Source organism: Pseudomonas wuhanensis, from assembly GCF_030687395.1.
Taxonomy (GTDB): domain Bacteria; phylum Pseudomonadota; class Gammaproteobacteria; order Pseudomonadales; family Pseudomonadaceae; genus Aquipseudomonas; species Aquipseudomonas wuhanensis.
Window position 1 is genome coordinate 3,376,662 of sequence record NZ_CP117430.1, and the last position, 20,410, is coordinate 3,397,071.

Sequence of the window (20,410 nt, forward strand, 5' to 3'; positions counted from 1 at the left end):
GGCTTGCCCGCGAGCCGCCCTTTGCACTCCCCGCAACACTGAATTGTGATCATTTCATTTGATAGCCCACTAATGGAAGGTGCATGCTAGAGGGCTCGCTTTGAGCTTATATCATTCCGAATGATAGTTACCTTCGCTTCATTCGATTCGTGCCATACCACCCCGCCAAGCATCATCCGTCCATCTCAATACATTGGCGGATGCATCCATGGAACAGTCACTCAAACATTTGCGCTTCCCCTTGGCCCTGTTGGCCGTGCTGGTGATGAGCGCTTGCGGCAAGACCCCGGACGCTGCCGCCACCATGCCCGCGGCCAAAGTCAGCGTGGCCAAGGTGCTGGAACAACCGGTCAACGAGTGGGACGAATTCACCGGGCGCCTTGAAGCGCCGGAAACGGTAGAGATTCGTCCACGGGTTTCCGGCCAGATCGATGACGTCGCCTTCACCGAAGGCGCGCTGGTCAAGAAAGGCGATCTGTTGTTCCAGATCGACCCGCGCCCGTTCCAGGCTGAGGTCCGCCGCCTCGAAGCCCTGGTTGCGCAAGCTCGCGCCACCGCCACCCGCAGCGAAAACGAATCCCAGCGCGGCGAACGTCTGCGCACCAGCAACGCGATTTCCGCCGAACTCGCCGACTCGCGCACCAGCGCGGCTCAAGAAGCCCGCGCCGCCGTTGGCGCCCTCCAGGCGCAACTGGACCTGGCCAAACTGAACCTGAGCTTCACCCGCGTCACTGCGCCTATCAGCGGCCGTGTCAGCCGTGCGGAAATCACCGCCGGCAACCTGGTGACCGCCGATACCACCGCGCTGACCAGCGTGGTGTCCACCGACAAGGTCTACGCCTACTTCGACGCCGACGAGCGTGTCTTCCTTAAATACACCCAGCTCGCCCGCCAGGGACAACGCGGTGCAACCACGCCGGTTTACCTCGGCCTGTCCAATGAAGACGGCAACCCGCACCAGGGCCAGATGAACTTCGTCGACAACCAGGTCAACCCGAAGACCGGCACCATCCGCGGTCGCGCGGTGTTCGACAACAGCGACGGCACCTACACCCCGGGTCTTTACGCACGCCTGAAACTGGTGGGCAGCGGCACTTACTCCGCGGTGTTGATTAACGACGAAGCAGTCGGTACCGACCTGGGTAAAAAGTTCGTGCTGGTGATGGATGCCGACAACAAAACGGCTTACCGCCCTGTCGAGCTGGGTCCGAAGATCGAAGGTCTGCGCATCGTGCGCAGCGGCCTGAACAAAGACGACACCATCATCGTCAAGGGTTTGCAGCGGGTTCGTCCTGGTTCGCCGGTCACGCCTGAAGTGATCCCGATGGCCAGCCAGGAAACCCTCGCGGCTCTCGCACAACAACGACAAGCGCTGGAAGCCAGCAACCTGCCCCAAGTCGCACCTGCCAAGGTCGCGCCGGGTACGGTTGTGAAAGTGGCTGCTGCGACTCCACGCGGTTAAGGGACAATTACTCCGATGAATTTTTCCCAATTCTTCATTTCACGGCCGATCTTTGCAGCGGTACTCTCGCTGCTGATCCTGATCGCTGGCGCCATCTCGCTGTTCCAGTTGCCGATCAGCGAATACCCGGAAGTCGTGCCACCGACCGTTGTGGTCCGTGCCAACTTCCCGGGCGCCAACCCTAAAGTCATCGGTGAAACCGTGGCCGCTCCTTTGGAGCAAGCCATCACCGGCGTCGAGAACATGCTGTACATGTCCTCGCAGTCCACCGCTGACGGCAAGATCACCCTGACCATCACCTTCGCCCTGGGCACTGACCTGGACAACGCGCAGGTGCAGGTTCAGAACCGCGTGACCCGGACCGAGCCCAAACTTCCCGAGGAAGTGACGCGCATCGGTATCACTGTCGACAAGGCTTCGCCCGACCTGACCATGGTTGTGCACTTGACCTCGCCGGACAAACGCTACGACATGCTTTACCTGTCCAACTACGCCTTGCTCAACATCAAGGATGAGCTGGCGCGTCTGGGCGGTGTCGGGGATGTGCAGCTGTTCGGTATGGGCGATTACTCGCTGCGGGTGTGGCTCGATCCGAACAAGACTGCTTCGCGCAACCTGACCGCGACCGATGTGGTCACTGCGATTCGTGAACAGAACCGTCAAGTGGCGGCCGGTGCCCTGGGCGCTCCGCCTGCGCCGAATGCCACCGCGTTCCAGCTGTCGGTCAACACGCAAGGCCGTCTGGTTTCCGAGGAAGAGTTTGAGAACATCATCATTCGCTCCGGCGAAAATGGTGAAATCACTCGCCTGAAAGACATTGCTCGCGTCGAACTCGGCTCCAGCCAATACGCCCTGCGCTCCTTGCTGAACAACCAGCCGGCGGTAGCGATCCCGATCTTCCAACGCCCTGGTTCCAACGCGATCCAGATCTCCAACGACGTTCGGGAGAAAATGGCCGAGCTGAAGAAGAACTTCCCGCAAGGCATGGACTTCAGCATCGTTTATGACCCGACGATCTTCGTGCGCGGCTCCATCGAGGCGGTGGTTCATACCCTCTTCGAAGCGCTGATCCTCGTTGTGCTCGTGGTGATCCTGTTCCTGCAAACCTGGCGCGCCTCGATCATTCCGTTGGTGGCGGTGCCAGTTTCGCTGATCGGTACATTTGCCGTGATGCACCTGTTCGGCTTCTCGTTGAACGCCCTGTCGCTGTTCGGACTGGTACTGGCCATCGGTATCGTGGTCGACGATGCGATTGTGGTGGTGGAGAACGTCGAGCGAAACATCGGGCTCGGACTCACCCCTATAGAAGCCACCAAGCGTGCGATGCGTGAAGTGACCGGTCCGATCATCGCGACGGCGCTGGTGCTGTGTGCGGTGTTTATCCCGGCGGCGTTCATCTCCGGGTTGACCGGGCAGTTCTATAAACAGTTCGCCCTGACGATTGCGATTTCGACCGTCATCTCGGCCTTCAACTCGCTGACCTTGTCGCCAGCGCTGGCCGCCGTGTTGCTCAAGAGCCATGACGCGCCGAAAGACCGTTTCTCCAAGGTTCTGGACAAGATCTTTGGTGGCTGGTTGTTCCGTCCGTTCAACCGCTTCTTTGACAAGGCCAGCCATGGTTATGTCGGCACCGTGGGCCGGGTTATCCGCAGCAGCGGTATCGCCCTGCTGGTGTACGCCGGCCTGATGGTGCTGACGTTCTTCGGTTTCTCCAACACCCCGACCGGTTTCGTACCCGGCCAGGACAAGCAATACCTGGTGGCCTTCGCGCAACTGCCGGATGCCGCGAGCCTGGACCGTACCGAAGACGTGATCAAGCGCATGTCCGACCTGGCCCTGAAACAGCCTGGGGTGGAAAGCGCCGTGGCCTTCCCGGGTCTGTCGATCAACGGTTTCACCAATAGCCCTAACGCCGGCATCGTGTTCGTCACCCTGAAGCCTTTCGACGAGCGTAAGGACCCGAGCATGTCCGCCGGGGCGATTGCCGGTGCATTGAACGGCCAGTACGCCGGGATTCAGGAAGCCTATATGGCGATCTTCCCGCCGCCGCCGGTACAAGGCCTGGGGACCATTGGCGGTTTCCGCCTGCAGATCGAAGACCGGGGCAACCTGGGCTATGACGAGCTGTACAAAGAAACCATGAACATCATCACCAAAAGCCACAGCGTGCCGGAACTGGCTGGCCTGTTCACCAGCTACACCGTGAACGTGCCGCAGGTCGATGCCGCCATCGACCGGGAAAAAGCCAAGACCCACGGCGTGGCCGTCAGCGACATCTTCGATACCCTGCAGATCTATCTGGGTTCGCTGTATGCCAACGACTTCAACCGCTTCGGTCGCACCTATCAGGTCAACGTTCAGGCTGAGCAGCAGTTCCGTCTCGAATCGGACCAGATCGGTCAGCTGAAAGTGCGTAACAACCGCGGCGAGATGATCCCGCTGGCGACCTTCATCAAGGTCAGCGACACCTCGGGGCCGGATCGTGTAATGCACTACAACGGCTTCATCACCGCGGAAATCAACGGTGCGGCAGCCCCCGGCTACAGCTCCGGCCAGGCCGAAAAAGCCATCGAGAAACTGCTCAAGGATGAACTTCCGAACGGCATGACCTACGAGTGGACCGACCTGACCTACCAGCAGATTCTGTCCGGCAACACCGCGCTGTTCGTGTTCCCGCTCTGCGTACTGCTGGCATTCCTGGTGCTCGCGGCGCAGTACGAAAGTTGGAGCTTGCCACTGGCGGTGATCCTGATCGTACCGATGACCCTGCTGTCGGCGATTACCGGGGTGATTGCCTCGGGCGGCGACAACAACATCTTTACCCAGATCGGCTTGATCGTACTGGTGGGACTTGCGTGTAAGAACGCGATTCTGATCGTCGAGTTTGCCAAGGATAAACAGGAAGAAGGCCTCGGCCCGCTGGCAGCGGTGCTGGAAGCCTGCCGCCTGCGTCTGCGGCCGATCCTGATGACCTCCTTCGCGTTCATCATGGGTGTTGTGCCACTGGTCTTCTCCAGCGGTGCGGGTGCCGAAATGCGTCATGCCATGGGTGTGGCGGTGTTCTCCGGGATGCTCGGGGTGACCTTCTTCGGGCTGTTGCTGACGCCGGTGTTCTACGTACTGATTCGCAACTTTGTGGAACGCGGTGAAGCGCGCAAAGCGGCCAAGGCGCTGAAATTGGAAAAGCAACTGGAGGCGCAACAATGAGCCTGAAAGCCTTCCTGCCGAGCCTGCTGGTACTGGCCCTGAGTGCCTGTGCCGTCGGCCCGGACTACAAAACCCCAACCACCGAGGCGGCCAACATCACGGCCGCCACCGATGGCAGCGCCGGTCAGAAGAACTTCGACCGCGCCCGTTTCGAAGGCATCTGGTGGCAGCAGTTCGACGATCCGACCCTCAACCAGTTGGTGACGCAATCCTTGCAAGGCAACCGCGATTTGCGCGTGGCCTTCGCCCGCTGGAAAGCGGCCCGGGCGATTCGCGATGACGCCAGCAATGACGCCATGCCGACCATCACCAGCCGTGCGAGCAGTGATCTGGCCAAGGGGCAAATTCCCGGCCAGACCACTAAACGCGTCAGCAGTGAACGCTATGACCTGGGGCTGGACATGGCCTGGGAACTGGACTTGTTCGGTCGCATCCAGCGCAACCTGGAATCCAGCGACGCTGAACAGCAGGCGGCCGAAGCCGATCTTTACCAACTGCAAGTCACCATGATTGCCGAACTGGTGGACGCCTATGGCCAACTGCGCGGCGCACAACTGCGGGAAAAGATCGCCCTGGCCAACCTGAACAACCAGCAGGAATCGCGCAAGATCACCGAAAACCTGCGTGATGCCGGTGTCGGCGATCAGCTGGACGTGGTTCGCGCCGATGCGCGCCTGGCCTCTGTCGAAGCCAGCGTGCCACAACTGCAAGCCGAACAGGTGCGTCAGCGCAACCGCATCGCCACCCTGCTGGGTGAGCGTCCGGACAAGCTGACCGTCGACCTGAGTCCTAAAGACTTGCCGGCGATCGCCAAGGCCCTGCCGATCGGTGATCCGGGCGAACTGCTGCAACGGCGTCCGGACATCCTCAGCGCCGAACGCAAATTGGCGGCTGCCACCGCGCGTATCGGCGTGGCCAAGGCTGATTTGTTCCCTCGAGTGAGCCTCAGCGGTTTTCTTGGCTGGACTGCCGGGCGCGGTTCGCAGATCGGCTCGTCGGCGGCCAATGCCTGGGCACTGGGCCCGAGCATCACCTGGGCGGCGTTCGACCTGGGCAGCGTGCGCGCCCGTTTGCGCGGCGCCGATGCTGAAGCCGAAGGCGCCCTGGCGACCTACGAGCAGCAAGTACTGCTGGCGTTGGAAGAGTCGGAAAACGCCTTCAGCGATTACGGTAAACGTCAGCAGCGCCTGATCTCGCTGATTCGTCAAAGCGAATCAAGCCGCGCCGCCGCAGACCTCGCCGACATTCGCTACCGCGAAGGTACCGTGGACTTCCTCGTGCTGCTCGATGCTCAGCGTGAGCGTCTGGCAGCCGAAGACACCCAGGCCCAGGCCGAAGTCGATTTGTATCGCGGCATTGTCGCAATCTACAAAGCCCTTGGCGGCGGCTGGCAACCAGAGACGGTCGCCAGCAAGTAATGTGTTAAAGCGCTCCTTTGGTTGGCCGCAACCAACCAATTTTTTTGCCCCGCGCCTCATTCGGTCGCGGGGCTTTTTTTTGTCTGCGCACGGTGCTGGAAGCATTCACAGAACCTGTGGGAGCGGGCTTGCCCGCGATAGCGGTCTGTCTGGTACATGGATGTTGGATGTACCGACGCAATCGCGGGCAAGCCCGCTCCCACAGGGTTAGTGGGTTACCTTGTTTTCCCGGTTTTCCTCAACGGTCACCGTGGCCGTGGTCCCGGCACGCAAACGGTTTTTAGCGACATAGTCAGCATCGATCTGAATCCGCACGGGCACCCGTTGCGCCAGCTTCACCCAGGTGTAACTTGGGTTGATGCTGGCCAGCAGGCGACTGCCGGGGGAGTTCTCGCGGTCGGCGATAGCAAAAGCGATGCTTTGCACGGTGCCGCCGAAGGTCTCGCCGCTCATCAACTCGACCCTGACCCGGTCGCCCTCCTCGATTCGCGGCAGCTTTGTTTCTTCAAAGTAGCCGCTGACATAAAACGAGTCGCTATCCACCAGCGCCAACAACGCCCCCCCGGCAGTGGCGTAATCGCCCTGGCGAGTCAGCAGGTTGGTCACGTAACCGCTGACAGGCGCAACGACCCGAGTGCGCTGCAAGTCCAGTTCGGCTTGGGTCAATGCGGCGATCGCCAGTTGCACATTGGCTTGTGCCAGGCCCAGATTGGCCTGATTGCGCAACAGCTCCGCCTGCGCCACCGCCACTTCGGTACTGGATTTTTCCCATTCTTCGCCGGAGATCGCGAAACCCTGTTTGAGGGTTCGACGGCGACGCTCTTCGCTTTGGCGCTGCCTGAGCAGCGCTTCGCTGGAGACAATCGTCGCTTCAGACTGGCCCAGTGTGGCTTTTGAGACTTCCACCGCTCGCTTGGCATGCTCCACTGCCAGCGCATAACGAGCCGGGTCGATCTCCAGCAGCAACTGGCCTTTCTCGACATGCTGGTTGTCTTGAACACTCAGGCTGACGATGCGCCCCGAGACATCGGCGGACAATGTCACCACATCGGCACGAACCCGCGCATCCCGAGTCCAGGGCGCGCGAGTGTAATGTTCCCAGGCGAACCAGCCGAGCACGAAGGCCAGCAATACCACCGCCACGGTCACCAGTCGAGCAAGGATCTTCCTCAAAGCATCAAGCTCCCATCACCAGAATCAGCGTCGCGCAAACGCAGGCGTACAACGCGCCTTCGAACAAGGCCTCATGCCAGACAAAACGCAGCACGCCAACGCGGCGCAAGATCCAGTCCAGCAGCAGGAAAATCGGCAGGGCCAGTAGCAAAGCCTGGGCGATCGGCGGCAAGTAGACACCACCCAATTCAAAATCAATGGGCAAGGGCTGGCTCTCCTTCCGTTTGGGCGGGTTGAAAGTATTTGCGATGTCGCTCCAGAAACGACACCACGATCAACAACGCCACTCGCATCCTGAATACCGACCACAGGTGTTCATGAACGTCTAAATGCAAGTCGTCCATTTCATCGCCCAAGACACGCAAGTTTCCGAGCAGCTGCTCAAGGTCAATCCCGGGCCGCCCAGAGATCAATCGGCCTGTCTCACGGACGGCAGCCAGCAAACGGTTTTGCTGTTCTGTACTCAGCAATGTGTTGCTTTGCCCCTGTTGCCTGAGCTGGTTCAAGGCCACACCCAGTGCCATGCAGCCAAGGCTGACTTCGAACAGCTCGCTGGAGTGCTTGTCGTTGGTAGCCGGCAATAGTCCCAGCATCATGGTCAGGCGATCGACCATACGGCTTTCAAACGTAAATTGCTGTTCATCGGTGGCCGGCGTCTTCAGCAAAGCGTAGACCTGCTCGCAGTTTTCATTGAACAGCCGGCGCATCCGTAAAACGGGCCTGAACGGGAAAATCAAGGCGTAGACACTGAGCGCCAGCGCGGAAGCGCTGATGTACGCACCGGCAAACTCGAACCACTGAATGGCACTGTTTTGGCCGATTTCTGTGTTTTGCGGACCCAGCAACAGAATGGTCGTCAGTCCAAGACCGATGCCTGTGCCAGTCGTTGCCGGACTGGCCAGCCCCACCGCAACGGCATACAGCAATGGGGCAAGCAACAAGGCGAGTAACTCGAAGTCACTGATCATCGGTATCAGCAAGAACAGATAGAGCGCCGACACCACCAAGGCCAGAGCCTGCCCCCTGGCAAAGCTTTGCGCGGCCAGCAACGGCCGCGGAAAAGTCGCCATCAGCGAACAGAGAATCCCCACCACAATCATCCCGCCACGGGCCCCGTCCCAAGCGGTCTCGATCCAGATCAGACCGGCCACCAGCAACGCGGTAAATGCCCGGATTGCATTCATTGCCGCCAAAGTGAAGTCCAGATGCAGCGGATTTTCCTGGCCACGGAACACGCAACTGGCTTCACGCCCTTCCTGAATCGCGTCGCTCAGTTCCAGAATCTGCGCCAGTTGCTCTAGCATCCGTGCCTGCTCCCAACGCAATGCCCAGGCCAATGAACGCAGCGTGGCAGGCATCGTCTCGGTGAGTTGTTCGGCCTTGTAGGCCTGGTCATCGAAACGCTGTTGCAGCGCGGCGAAATGGTGCCGCTCCTCGCTCGACAGTGAACGCCCTTGCAGGGCTAGTTCATCGAGAAACGCCAATTCTTCGGCGCGCAAACGCTGTATCTCTTCCGGCAACGCGCCTTCCCAGCGCTCGGTCAGCAGTTGTCGCTGATGGCGCAAAGCCGTCAACCGCGAAGTCAGCAGCACCAGTTGATTGCCGAGCAGCTGCACCAGACTATTGGCGCTTCGCAACCGTGGCGCATCGTAATATAAATGCCGACGTACCCCCTCCAGAGCACTGATTGCGCCGAGCAGCTGCATCTGCCGCCGATGGAAGTCAACCTCGCTTTCTTCGGTTCGAATGACGGCAGCAGCGTGGGTCGCGAGCAGCTTGATGACCTGATCGATCTTGGCGAAGTAATCCCGCGCCACAGCTTCCGGCCGCGCCGTGAGAAGGCTGACCACGCACACACAAACCACCGCCAAAAGCGTCTCGGTCACACGAGTGACGGCCAGCAGGAACGTACCTTCCTGATCGGGCACCGCCAGCAGCGCCACCACCACCGCCGTGTACCCGCTCAGAACAAAGGCCTGGGAACTGGTGTAGCGCAACAACGTGCCGCCGGCGGTACAGAATGCCAACCACAAGGCCAGAGTGAGGATGAAAGGCTGGGGCGCCTGGGGAAAGATCGCCATGATCAATACCGCCACGACTGCTCCGAACGTGGTGCCGATGACTTGGCCGAAACTTCGGGCCAGGGCCATGCCACCCAGTGGCTGGCTGACGATGATCACCGCCATGATCGACCACTTGGGCTGTTCGAGGTCGAACAGGAAGGCCAGATACAATGTCAGCAGCCCCGCCACAATGGTCCTCAGGGCGAACAGCAGCACCTCTCTTCCGGGGTTGAGTATCGCCTTGAAATATAGAAGCAGTGATTGCATGGGAGCGCTCATTGAGTCATCTCCAGCAAGCGTAGTCATTGCTTCAATGCCTCGACAGGTTTCAATGTCGACAAAACCTGTAGGCAACATCTGTGCGCATGCTGGAGCGCGAAGTGCCGGCAGCGCTGGGGCAAACCGAGTTGCCACCCGCCCTTGAGCCCGTCGACTACGTGCTGAACCAAGCTTGGGTTTGACTCACAGCCCGGCCTGACCGAAGCTGGTGGCTTTGCAAAAGCCTGCCAGCCCCGGATTCCTGCATGCCTCAGTCCCGCCGCTACTTGCTCATCAGCCTCTGCGTATTGCTCGCCCTCGCTCTCGCCTGGTTTTTTCTGCGCAGCACGACGCCTGTGGTGCCGGCGGCGATCAAGCATGGCTACAGCGAAGCGCTGGCCCAGGCACGCGCGGGTCAACCGGGGGCGGCGCGGGTGCTTTACCAGCAATTGGGCCGCCCTGATCTGTCGGCCAAGCGCCGCGTCTGGCTGCATGCCGAACTGCCCAATTATCCGAGCCCCCAAGCCCTGAAGCTCGCGGATGCGGACCTGCAACATCCCTCGGCGGATGTGCGCATTGCAGCGATCAAAAGCATCAGCGGGCTGGTACCCAGTGGGCAGCGCAGTCTGTTGCTGGGGCCCTTGCTCGATGACAGCGACCCCAGTGTCCGGTTTGCGGCGGTCAATGCCTTATTGGGTCTGACGCCGGATGAACTGGGGTTGTACTTCGGCCCCTTGGAACAAGCTATCGATGCCTGGGAACAGCTCCTCAAGCGTCAGCCGGAAAGCGCCGAAACCCAGTATCAATTGGCGCGCCTGCACTTGCACAATGCCGAGCTGAAGAACGCGCAGCAGGCCTTGGAGCGCACGTTGCAACTGGCGCCCGGCAACCTGCCGGCACTGGTGATGCAAATCGAAGTGCTGGATAAACAGGGCCAAAGCGATGCCGCCAGGCAATTGTTGGCGAAACAGTTAAAAGCCCAGCCTGACTCGGCCTACCTGCAACATGCGTTGGGGCTCTGGTTGCTGCATCACGGGCAAAGTGAGTTCGCCCTGCTCGGGCTGTCCAAAGCCGTGGAGCTTGAGCCGGACAACAAGGATTACCGCTACGACCTGGCGACTACGCTGCATAGCGAGAAGGAGCTGGAAGCGGCGCAGAACCAACTGCAGGAAATCGTTCAGCGCCACCCGGCCGATCGCAAGGCGCGCGTGCTGCTGATCAACTACTGGAAGGAAAGCGGACAGTTGCAGAACGTGCAGATATTGCTGGCACAGCTGGAACAGCTCAATCCGGATGATCCGGCGTTGCAGCAAGGTCTGTAAACGATCGCTCTGCTACAAATCAGAGCAAGAAAAGGTTGAACCGCCGTCTCGACAAAAGGTCAAGTGATCAGGCAGTCCACTCAGGCTCCAAGCCTGCCGCCTCGCCTCCCTTAGTCACGAGAGGGCATTTCTTGTCTACGTCTAACGAGTTGATCAGTGCAAAAGCCGCCACCGGCATTGAAGGTCTGGATGACATCCTGGCCGGTGGATTGTCCCGCGGCCACGTGTTCTTGCTGGAGGGTGAACCCGGAACCGGCAAAACCACCGTCGCTTTGCATTTTCTGTTGGCTGGCGCCCGTGCTGGCGAGCGCTCGTTGTACATCACCTTGTCGGAAACCGAGCGCGAGCTGCGCCAAGGGGCGTTGTCCCACGGGTGGGAGCTGGATGAGAACATCCACATCTTCGAGCTGACGCCGCCGGAAAGCCTGCTCAATGCCGAGCATCAACAGAGTCTGCTGTACTCCTCGGACCTGGAGCTGGGCGAAGCCACCAAACAGATTTTCGAAGCGGTCGAACGGGTCAAACCGACTCGCGTAGTGGTCGACAGCCTGTCCGAAATCCGCCTGTTGGCCCAAAGCTCTTTGCGCTACCGCCGGCAGATTCTGGCCATCAAGCATTACTTCGTGCGCTACCAGGCCACGGTACTGCTGCTGGATGACCTGACCACCGAAGCCCTCGACAAAACCGTGCACAGCGTGGCCCACGGGGTGATTCGTCTCGAAGAATTGACGCCTAACTACGGTGCCGAACGCCGGCGCATCCGCGTGGTGAAGTATCGCGGTCAGAAGTACCGGGGCGGTTTCCATGATTTCACCATCATGGGTGACGGCGTACATGTATTCCCACGCCTGGTGGCGGCCGAACATCGCGGGCGTTATACACGCCAGCAGTTAACCAGTGGCATCCCGGAAATGGATGCCCTGCTCGGTGGCGGTATCGAGACAGGCTCCAGCACCCTGATCCTCGGCCCGGCCGGTACCGGCAAATCACTGATCTCGATGGTCTTCGCCGCTGCGGCGGTGGCCCGTGGCGAAAAGGCCGCGCTGTTCATTTTCGATGAAGAGCTGGGGTTGCTGTTCGAGCGCATGAAAAACATCGGCATCGACCTGAAGGCCCTGGAAGACACCGGCAACCTGCTGATCGAGCAAGTGGATGCCGCCGAGTTGTCCCCGGGCGAGTTCTCCCACCGAGTTCGCCGTTGTGTCGATGAGGGCCCTATCAAAACCGTGGTGATCGACAGTATCAACGGCTATCAGGCGGCGATGCCCGAGGAAAATGCCCTGGTGCTGCACATGCATGAGTTGCTGCTGTACCTCAATCGCCAAGGTGCCGCGACATTCATGACCGTCGCCCAACATGGGCTGGTCGGTGACATGCAGGCCCCCGTCGACATTACCTATCTGGCCGACACCGTCATTCTGTTGCGCTACTTCGAAGCCCTGGGCAAGGTTCGCCGGGCGATCTCGATCATCAAGAAACGTACCGGCAGCCACGAATCGACCATTCGCGAGTACCGCATCAGCAGCCAGGGCATGACCATCGGTGAACCACTGGATGCTTTTCAGGGTGTATTGCGTGGCGTGCCAACTTACTTGGGCGCGAGCAATCCGCTGCTTAAGGAAGATGTCCAGTGACGGCCATGGAGGCAATGTCCGAGCGTGCGATTATTCTTGCGCCGCTGGGCCGCGACAGCCAGATCGCTCTGATGATGCTCAACGAGGCAGGGTTCGAGGGGGTCATCACCCGCGATCTGGGTGCGTTGTGCAACGAACTGTCGCTGGGTGCCGGCCTGCTGGTGATTGCTTCCGAGGCCTTGTTGGGCGCAAACCTTGAACCGCTGCTGGGTCTGATCGAGCAGCAACCGGCGTGGTCGGATCTGCCGATCGTACTGCTGACCCACCACGGTGGCCCGGAGCAGAACCCTGCGTCGCGGCTCGGTTTGCAGTTGGGCAACGTGACCTTTCTCGAGCGGCCGTTTCATCCGGTCACGCTGATCAGTCTGGTCACCACAGCGTTACGTGGGCGACGACGCCAGTATGAGGCCAGGGACCGGTTGATTGATCTGAGCCAAAGCGAACTGCGTCTGCAAAATACCCTGGAAACCCTCGAACAACAGGTCGAGGAACGCACCGCGCAATTGCGTCACAACGAAGAGGTCCTCAGGCAGTCGCAGAAAATGGAAGCGGTCGGTCAACTCACCGGCGGTATTGCCCACGACTTCAACAACATGCTGACCGGTATTATCGGCAGTCTCGAGCTTCTGCGCCGGCGTCTGGCCCGGGGACGCACCGAGGACCTGGACAGCCTGATCGATCTTGGGGTGACCTCAGCCAACCGTGCAGCGGGCCTGACGCATCGTCTGCTGGCGTTCTCCCGACGCCAGTCGCTGGATTCAAAACCCGTGCAAATGAATACCCTGGTGGTATCCATGGGTGAACTGTTGCAGCGCAGCATCAACGAAAGCATTCACCTGGAAATGCAACTGGACGAGCAACTGTGGGTGGCCGAGGCCGACCCCAACCAACTCGAAAGCGCCCTGCTCAACCTGGTGCTCAACGCCCGGGATGCCATGCCCGACGGCGGAAAGCTGCTGGTCAAAACCTCCAATCAGCATCTGGATACGGGGTTCACCGAGGCCCACAGCAATCTGCAACCGGGCGATTACATTGCCCTGAGCGTCACCGATACCGGTTACGGTATGCCGCAAAGCACCATCAACCGGGCCTTTGATCCTTTCTTCACGACCAAACCCATCGGCCAGGGCACAGGCCTGGGTTTGTCGATGATTTATGGTTTCAGCAAACAGTCCGGCGGACACGTCAGCATTGACAGTGAAGTCGGGAACGGCACCACGGTCAGCCTGTTTTTGCCGCGTTTCAGCGGGGAACTGCTCCAGGACACCCCAGTCGATACCCAACACACCCCTTTCGCCCGGGACGGCGAAACCGTGCTGATCGTCGAGGACGACCCCGCCGTGCGAGTCCTGGTCAGCACCGTATTGAGTGAATTGGGCTACGCCTTCGTTGAAGCGAGCGATGCCGACAGCGCCGTGCCGATTCTCGACTCCGACCAGCGAATCGACCTGTTGATCAGCGACGTGGGCCTGCCGGGCATGAACGGCCGGCAACTGGCGGAAATCGGTCGGCAGTATCGGCCTGATCTCAAGGTATTGTTCATCACCGGGTATGCGGAACACGCAGCGGTGCGCGGGGGTTTTCTTGATCCCGGCATGCAGATGATCACCAAGCCGTTCACCTTCGATTTGTTGACGGCGAAGGTGCGGGAAATGATCAGAACCTGAGGGATGCTTGCGTAGGAGCTGCCGTGCGGTCAACAACCGCCGACGCAGCTTCAGGAGAGCAGGTCCTGCATGATCTTTTGCAACACATCCAGATCGAACGGCTTGGCCAGGATCGGGGCTTTGCGGGTGATCGGGCTGTCTGTCTCGCGAATTTCCTGCGGATAACCGCTGATGAAGATCACCTTGAGCTCCGGTCGCAGCTTCACGGCGGGTTCGGCGATCTGTACGCCAGAGATTCCCCCCGGCAAGCGGAAGTCGGTGATCATCATGTCCAGATGCGGTTTGCTCGCCAGAATTTCAAAGGCCTGCTCGCCGTTTTCGGCTTGCAGCACCCGGTAACCCTCACCCGACAAATAAGCAGACAGCACCATCAAGATCGAAGGGTCATCCTCGACGATCAGTACCACATCTTGTGCATCTTCACTCATGGAAAACCTTTGTTCGATCAATAGCTGCTGATACGACCGTGCGGTCACTCAGAGGTTGCGTTTATCGGGCTGTTTTCCTGCAGCGGCAGACAAACGCGAAACAAGGCGCCTTCGCCAATCCGGCTCTCGACGGTGATGGAGCCACCATGGGCGGCGACAATCTGCTCCGAAATAAACAGCCCCAGGCCCAGCCCCGCTACAACGGCCTTGGCGGAAACCCGTTCGAACTGCTGAAAAATGCGCTGCTGATTATCTTCACTGATCCCGATACCGCGATCCTGAACCTCAACTCGCGCTTGCCCGTCGTGATTGTACACGCGTACGTCGATCGGGCTCTTGGCGCCATAACGCAGCGCATTGGTCAACAAGTTGGAAATCACTTGTTCGATACGGAACTCGTCCCAGTTGCCCACCACGGGCTGGTCGGCCGTCAAGGTCACCGACGACTCTGCGGCCTCGGTCTGCGGTGCAAAGTTTTGCAGAAGATTCTTTACCAGCTGCACCAGATCCAGCCGACTGGAGCGGATCGACAGCTTGCCCGTGCGGATCCGCGACACATCGAGCATGTCTTCGATCAGGCGGATCAGGCTTTTGATCTGCCGCTCATCACGGTCGACCATGGCGTGCATCTTGTCCAGGGTGAATGCCGCGGCGTTATCCCGGGCCAGATGCATTTTGCGCAATTGGGTTTCGAGAATCAGGCCATTGAGCGGCGTACGGACTTCGTGGGCCACGATGGACATGAAGTCATCACGCATGCGCACCGCTTGCTCCAGCTCGTTTTGGGTGTTCTGCAATTGTTTGAGCAACGTCTCCTGTTCACGGCGACTTTGCTCCAGCGCTTCGACCTGGTGCTTCATCGCTTTGCTCTGGCGATACAGGTCGACGAAGACATTGACCTTGCTCTTGACCGCGTGAACATCCAGCGGCTTGTGCAAGAAATCCACCGCACCGCTTTCGTAGCCCTTGAACGCGTAATTAAGCTCGCGGCCGGCGGCACTGACGAACACAATCGGGATGTTTCTGGTTTTTTCCGTACCGCGCATCAACTCGGCCAGTTCGAAGCCGTTCATGCCGGGCATCTGCACATCGAGAATGGCCATGGCAAATTCGTGTTGCAGCAACAGCGATAAAGCTTCGTCGGCGGACAGGGCTTTGTAGACGATACGGTCCTCACGCCTGATCAATGCTTCGAGCGCCAGAAGGTTCTCCGGCAGGTCGTCGACGATCAGTAATTTGGCCTGGATATTACTTAGCATGCGATTCCTTCCAGCTCGACAAGCAAACGGTCGATGCCGCGAAGATCCAGCCGATGAGTATCCAGCACTGCACTGTTCATGATTTGCGATAGATCCGTTCTGGTTTGACCAATGCTTCAAACTGGTTGCCATAGGCCGAGAAGTCCAGGGTTTCTTTACTGCCCAGCGCCAGAAAACCCCGATGACACAAGGATTCGTGAAATAGGCCGAAGGCACGGTCCTGAAGCTTTTTATTAAAGTAAATCAATACATTACGACATGAAATCAATTGAGTTTCCGAGAACACACTGTCGGTAGCCAGGCTGTGATCGGCGAAGGTCACGTTGTCGCACAGGCTCTTGTCAAAAATGGCGTAGCCATAAGCCGCAGTGTAGTAATCGGCGAACGAACGCTGACCACCGGCCTGCTGGTAGTTGTGAGTGTAGGCCCGAACATTCTCCAGGGAGAAAATCCCTTGCCTGGCTTTATCCAGCGAGCGCGGGTTGATGTCGGTGGCATAGAGGATGGTGCGATCCAGCAAGCCTTCTTCGCGCAGCAGAATCGCCATCGAATAGACCTCTTCGCCGGTGCTGCAACCAGCGATCCAGACCTTGATCGACGGCCAGGTCTTGAGCAGTGGCACCACTTCCTGACGCAGTGCCAGGAAATGCGAAGGGTCGCGGAACATTTCACTGACCGGAATCGTCAGCAATTGCAGCAGTTGCATGAACGCGGTCGGATCGTGCAGAACCTTCTCTTGCAGCGCCGAGATGGTTTTGCACTCGAACTGGCTCAAGGCGTGATTGACCCGGCGTTTGATCGACGCGCTGGAGTAATCGCGAAAATCGTAGCTGTACTTGAGGTAGATCGCCTCGATCAACAAGCGCAATTCGATTTCGGTATTGCGTTCCACTAAATTCGTTCCATCTTCGGTAACCACACACGAATCAGCGAGAACAGGCGATCCAGGTCGATGGGCTTGGCCAGGTAATCGTTGGAACCGGCCTGCAAGCAGCGCTCCTGATCGTCCTTCATGGCCTTGGCCGTCACCGCAATGATCGGCAGCTTGCGCCAGCGCGGGTCCTTGCGGATTTGGAGGGTGGCTTCGAAACCATCCATCTCCGGCATCATCACGTCCATCAGCACCAGATCAATGTCCTCGATTTGATTCAATTTCTCGATCGCTTCACGACCGTTACGACCAATGACCACGATTGCGCCCTTTTGCTCCAGCGCGCTGGTGAGGGCAAAAATGTTGCGTACATCGTCGTCCACCAGCAGCACTTTACGTCCCTCGAAGACCTTGTCGCGACTGCGGGCGGTCTTGAGCATCGTCTGGCGTTCCTGGGACAACCGGGATTCGACTTTGTGCAGAAAAAGAGTCACTTCGTCCAGCAACCGCTCCGGCGAACGCGCGCCCTTGATGATGATCGAGCGCGAATATTTGCGCAGCTCGGCCTCTTCGTCCCGGGTCAGGTTACGTCCGGTATAGACGATTACCGGCGGGAACGAGCAGATATCTTCGGTGGACATGCGTTTAAGCAAGTCGTTGCCGAGCATGTCCGGCAGCTTCAGGTCGATGATCATGCAGTCGAAAATCGTCGTGCGCAGCAGGTCGAGCGCATCCTGCGCCAGGCCGACGGCGGTGATTTCGATGTCCTCGTCGCCGATCAGTCGGGCGATGCTGTCGCGTTGCACATCGTCGTCTTCAACCAGCAAGACCCGTTTGACCTTCTGCGTCAGTTTGGCTTCGAGACGGGCAAACACATCCTTGAGTTCCTCGCGGGTGGTGGGCTTGACCGCATAACCGATCGCGCCCATGTGCATGGCGGCCTCGACGCGGTCTTCGACCGAAATCACATGCACCGGGATGTGCCGGGTTTCGGCATGTTCTTTCAAACGCTGTAATACCGTCAGCCCGGAATGATCCGGCAGGCGCATGTCCAACAGAATCGCATCGGGGATGAACTGCCTGGCCAGGTCGTAGCCTTCGTCGGCGCCGTGGGCCACCAGGCACTGATAACCCAGTTCATGGGCCAGGTCGTAGAGAATGTGCGCAAAGTTCGGCTCATCCTCCACCACCAGAATGCAGCGAGTGGCGAATGGCGCCTTGTTGCGATCATCGTCGAAACGCGGAATGTCGACTTCGGCAATCAGCGGCACAAGCGCAGCAGCCACGGCGCTTTTCTGCACGGCAACCGGCGTGGCTTTCATCGTCGTGACAGGCGCGTCACCTGGCTCGACGTACTGCTGCGGCAGCACCAGTGTGAACACACTGCCCTGCCCAGGCGTACTGGTCACACTGATCGAGCCGCCCAACAAGGTGGCCAGATCACGAGAAATCGACAAGCCCAGGCCGGTGCCGCCGTAACGACGATTGATGGTGCCGTCGGCCTGACGGAAGGCTTCGAAAATGCTTTGCTGGTGATCCGGTGCAATGCCAATCCCGGAGTCGCGGACGATAAAGGCAATGCCCTCGCCCGGCTGAACAGCGACGCTCAGGTTGACGGAGCCCTTTTCGGTGAATTTCACCGCGTTCGACAGCAGGTTCTTGATCACTTGCTCCAGACGCTGGCGGTCGGTGAACAGCATCAGCGGTGCATCGGCCTGCAATTTGATCTGGAAATCCAGGTTCTTTTCCGCAGCCAGCGGCTGGAACATGCCCCGCAGGCCTTCCACCAGACGCGCTACACTGGTGTTCTCTGGACGCACCTCAAGCTTGCCGGCCTCAACCTTGGAAATGTCGAGAATGTCGTTGATCAGGTTAAGCAAGTCATTGCCAGCGGAGTAGATCGACTCGGCGAACTTGACCTGCTCGGCGCTGAGGTTTTCCTGCGGGTTTTCCGCCAGCAGTTTGGCCAGAATCAATGAACTGTTCAGCGGCGTGCGCAGCTCGTGGGACATGTTTGCAAGGAATTCGGACTTGTACTTGCTTGAGCGCAGCAATTCTTCTGCCCGCGCTTCGAGTTCAATCTGAGCCAGGTTCAGTTCAGTGTTCTTCAGGTCCATGGCGTCGCGTTGTAACGCCAGGATCTGCGCCTGTTCGGCGAGTTGTTCGTTGGTTTGCTCCAGCGCGGTCCGCTGGGTTTCCATATGGACTTGGGACTCCTTGAGAATCCGCGATTGCTCTTCCAGCTCTTCGTTGGCGGTCTTGAGTTCTTCTTGCTGAACTTGCAGTTCTTCGTTGAGTTGCTGGGCTTCGGCCAGTACTTCCTGCAAGCGCTGGCGATAGCGAGCGGCCTCGATCGACGTGCCGATGTTGCCGGCAATCAGTTCGAGCAGTTCGACGTCGCGGTCGCTCAAGGGGCGCAAGAAGCCCAGCTCGATCACGCCGTTGACCCGATCGTCGTCACTGGTCGGCACCACCAGCACGCTATGCGGCAGGCCTTCGCCAAGACCGGAGCTGATTTTGAAGTAATCACTCGGGACGTCGTCGAGACGGATCAAGCGCGCCTGTTGCACCACCTGGCCGACAATTCCTTCGCCACTGTAAATCTGCTGTTCCAGCGCTTCCTGTTCCCGGGAGAAACCGTAAGACGCTATGCGCTTCAGGCCACCATGATCCTCACGGACATAGATCGCCGCGACAGCCGTCCCTAAATATTGGGCGCAGAACTGCAGAATGTTGCGCCCCAACAAATTGAGGGATAGCTGCCCCAGGACTTGCTCGGCCAGTTCTGTCTGGCCGTTGCGTAACCAGGCTTGCTGTTCAAGGCGGCGGGCACTGGCTTGTTGTCCGGCGAGGTTGGCACTGTAGCTTTGGGACAGGTTGAGCAAGTCCCGACGGCCAATGTAGGCCAGCATCCCGCTGATACCGGCCACGAACAGCAGATAAAGAGCGATGCTCCAGATCGTGGTGCGGCGCACTTCCTCGTTACGAGTGGTGCGCAACTGCTGCTCCATGTCGATAAGGTCTTCGAATTGCTTGCGGATCTCATCGGTCAGCCGCTTGCCGCGTCCGGCCTTGACGGCGCCGCGGTAGTCACCACTGGCACGCTGCAAATCAATCATCGACTGCGCGTAACTGGCCCATTCTGCCTGCAAGGCTTGAAGCCGGCGCAGCCGATCCGTCTGGACCGGATTGTCGCCTGTCAATTCGAGCAAGGTAGTGAGAGCGACGGCGATTCTCGGCTTGGCCGTCTCGTAGGGATCAAGGAAATGTTCGTCGCCGCTGAGCAGGAACCCGCGCATGCCGGTTTCCAGATCGACGGTCAGCTTTATCGCCTCATTGGCATTATTGATCACCCGGTCGGTGTGCTGGACCCACTGGAACACCGACAACAGGTAGGTGATCAGCGAAACGAAGAAAACCGCGCTGATGACGCCGACACCCAATGGCAGGCTGACGTTGCGGCTCAGAAGTTTACGGAATCGTTGCTCATCAACCGAGGACGCAGAGGTCATGGGGAAGCCTTGTCGTACTGTTGAAAACCATCGAGTCTGCCCCAAAACGGCCGAGCCGATCCATTTTTCTGACATGTTTTACGGCAAAATCCCGCATTTATCTGCTCTGGGACAAAGGAGCGGTTATTCTCTGCGG

General features: G+C 59.1%; 13 protein-coding genes. 6 read left to right on the top strand and 7 right to left on the bottom strand.

Annotated elements, in window-relative coordinates; genetic code table 11:
• Positions 1–208: 208 nt before the first annotated feature.
• Genes mexE through PSH88_RS15475 form a run of 3 tightly spaced genes read left to right on the top strand, consistent with a single transcriptional unit; the run spans position 209 to position 6,087 of the window.
• Entirely contained in the window at positions 209–1,462 is a 1,254-nt protein-coding gene (gene mexE, locus PSH88_RS15465) for a multidrug efflux RND transporter periplasmic adaptor subunit MexE (protein ID WP_007905572.1), read from the top strand.
• A gap of 15 nt (positions 1,463–1,477) precedes the next feature.
• Positions 1,478–4,669 carry an efflux RND transporter permease subunit gene (locus tag PSH88_RS15470; RefSeq protein WP_305421379.1) on the top strand — a complete coding sequence of 1,064 codons (3,192 nt, stop codon included), beginning with the start codon at positions 1,478–1,480 and terminating at the stop codon, positions 4,667–4,669.
• Positions 4,666–6,087, top strand: coding sequence for an efflux transporter outer membrane subunit (locus PSH88_RS15475; RefSeq protein WP_305421380.1), 1,422 nt, complete (start codon positions 4,666–4,668; stop codon positions 6,085–6,087). The genes PSH88_RS15470 and PSH88_RS15475 overlap by 4 nt, the downstream gene beginning before the upstream one ends.
• Before the next feature lie 207 nt (positions 6,088–6,294).
• On the opposite strand, the gene PSH88_RS15480 is transcribed toward PSH88_RS15475, so the two are convergent.
• The 3 genes from PSH88_RS15480 to PSH88_RS15490 are packed head-to-tail and all read right to left on the bottom strand — an operon-like array spanning position 6,295 to position 9,602.
• Positions 6,295–7,260 (bottom strand): HlyD family secretion protein, encoded by a 966-nt coding sequence (locus PSH88_RS15480; RefSeq protein WP_305421381.1) that lies wholly within the window; start codon positions 7,258–7,260, stop codon positions 6,295–6,297.
• A 4-nt stretch (positions 7,261–7,264) separates the two neighbouring features.
• Complete coding sequence (locus tag PSH88_RS15485) at positions 7,265–7,465, bottom strand: DUF1656 domain-containing protein (RefSeq protein ID WP_305421382.1); 201 nt, start codon at positions 7,463–7,465, stop codon at positions 7,265–7,267.
• A complete protein-coding gene (locus PSH88_RS15490) occupies positions 7,455–9,602 on the bottom strand; it encodes an FUSC family protein (protein WP_305483287.1) in 2,148 nt (715 codons plus the stop codon). Before PSH88_RS15490 ends, PSH88_RS15485 begins: the two co-directional genes overlap by 11 nt.
• Positions 9,603–9,847: 245 nt before the next feature.
• Between PSH88_RS15490 and PSH88_RS15495 the strand changes: the two genes are divergently transcribed.
• The 3 genes from PSH88_RS15495 (at position 9,848) to PSH88_RS15505 (ending at position 14,204) form a co-directional block, all read left to right on the top strand.
• Positions 9,848–10,903, top strand: a complete 1,056-nt coding sequence (locus PSH88_RS15495; protein WP_305421384.1) for a tetratricopeptide repeat protein — start codon at positions 9,848–9,850, stop codon at positions 10,901–10,903.
• Positions 10,904–11,034: 131 nt separating this feature from the next.
• A complete protein-coding gene (locus tag PSH88_RS15500; RefSeq protein WP_305421385.1) occupies positions 11,035–12,537 on the top strand; it encodes an ATPase domain-containing protein in 1,503 nt (500 codons plus the stop codon).
• On the top strand, positions 12,534–14,204 hold the full coding sequence (locus PSH88_RS15505) for a response regulator (protein WP_305421386.1): 1,671 nt from the start codon (positions 12,534–12,536) through the stop codon (positions 14,202–14,204). Before PSH88_RS15500 ends, PSH88_RS15505 begins: the two co-directional genes overlap by 4 nt.
• A 50-nt stretch (positions 14,205–14,254) precedes the next feature.
• On the opposite strand, the gene PSH88_RS15510 is transcribed toward PSH88_RS15505, so the two are convergent.
• From PSH88_RS15510 to PSH88_RS15525, 4 genes are all read right to left on the bottom strand, one after another.
• Positions 14,255–14,632 (bottom strand): response regulator, encoded by a 378-nt coding sequence (locus PSH88_RS15510; protein ID WP_305421387.1) that lies wholly within the window; start codon positions 14,630–14,632, stop codon positions 14,255–14,257.
• A gap of 44 nt (positions 14,633–14,676) precedes the next feature.
• On the bottom strand, positions 14,677–15,891 hold the full coding sequence (locus tag PSH88_RS15515) for a hybrid sensor histidine kinase/response regulator (RefSeq protein ID WP_305421388.1): 1,215 nt from the start codon (positions 15,889–15,891) through the stop codon (positions 14,677–14,679).
• Positions 15,892–15,967: 76 nt separating this feature from the next.
• On the bottom strand, positions 15,968–16,783 hold the full coding sequence (locus PSH88_RS15520) for a CheR family methyltransferase (RefSeq protein WP_305421389.1): 816 nt from the start codon (positions 16,781–16,783) through the stop codon (positions 15,968–15,970).
• The gene (locus tag PSH88_RS15525) at positions 16,783–20,274 is read right to left on the bottom strand and encodes a response regulator (protein ID WP_305421390.1); all 3,492 of its coding nucleotides are present in this window, start codon (positions 20,272–20,274) and stop codon (positions 16,783–16,785) included. Before PSH88_RS15525 ends, PSH88_RS15520 begins: the two co-directional genes overlap by 1 nt.
• Positions 20,275–20,410: the final 136 nt, after the last annotated feature.

What these genes read in the sequence shown, in the direction of transcription:
- mexE (WP_007905572.1), top strand. Translation starts at nt 209, where the DNA reads ATGGAACAGTCACTCAAACATTTGCGCTTCCCCTTGGCCCTGTTGGCC.
- PSH88_RS15470 (WP_305421379.1), top strand. Translation starts at nt 1,478, where the DNA reads ATGAATTTTTCCCAATTCTTCATTTCACGGCCGATCTTTGCAGCGGTA.
- PSH88_RS15475 (WP_305421380.1), top strand. Translation starts at nt 4,666, where the DNA reads ATGAGCCTGAAAGCCTTCCTGCCGAGCCTGCTGGTACTGGCCCTGAGT.
- PSH88_RS15490 (WP_305483287.1), bottom strand. Translation starts at nt 9,602, where the DNA reads ATGAGCGCTCCCATGCAATCACTGCTTCTATATTTCAAGGCGATACTC.
- PSH88_RS15495 (WP_305421384.1), top strand. Translation starts at nt 9,848, where the DNA reads ATGCCTCAGTCCCGCCGCTACTTGCTCATCAGCCTCTGCGTATTGCTC.
- PSH88_RS15510 (WP_305421387.1), bottom strand. Translation starts at nt 14,632, where the DNA reads ATGAGTGAAGATGCACAAGATGTGGTACTGATCGTCGAGGATGACCCT.
- PSH88_RS15515 (WP_305421388.1), bottom strand. Translation starts at nt 15,891, where the DNA reads ATGCTAAGTAATATCCAGGCCAAATTACTGATCGTCGACGACCTGCCG.
- PSH88_RS15525 (WP_305421390.1), bottom strand. Translation starts at nt 20,274, where the DNA reads ATGACCTCTGCGTCCTCGGTTGATGAGCAACGATTCCGTAAACTTCTG.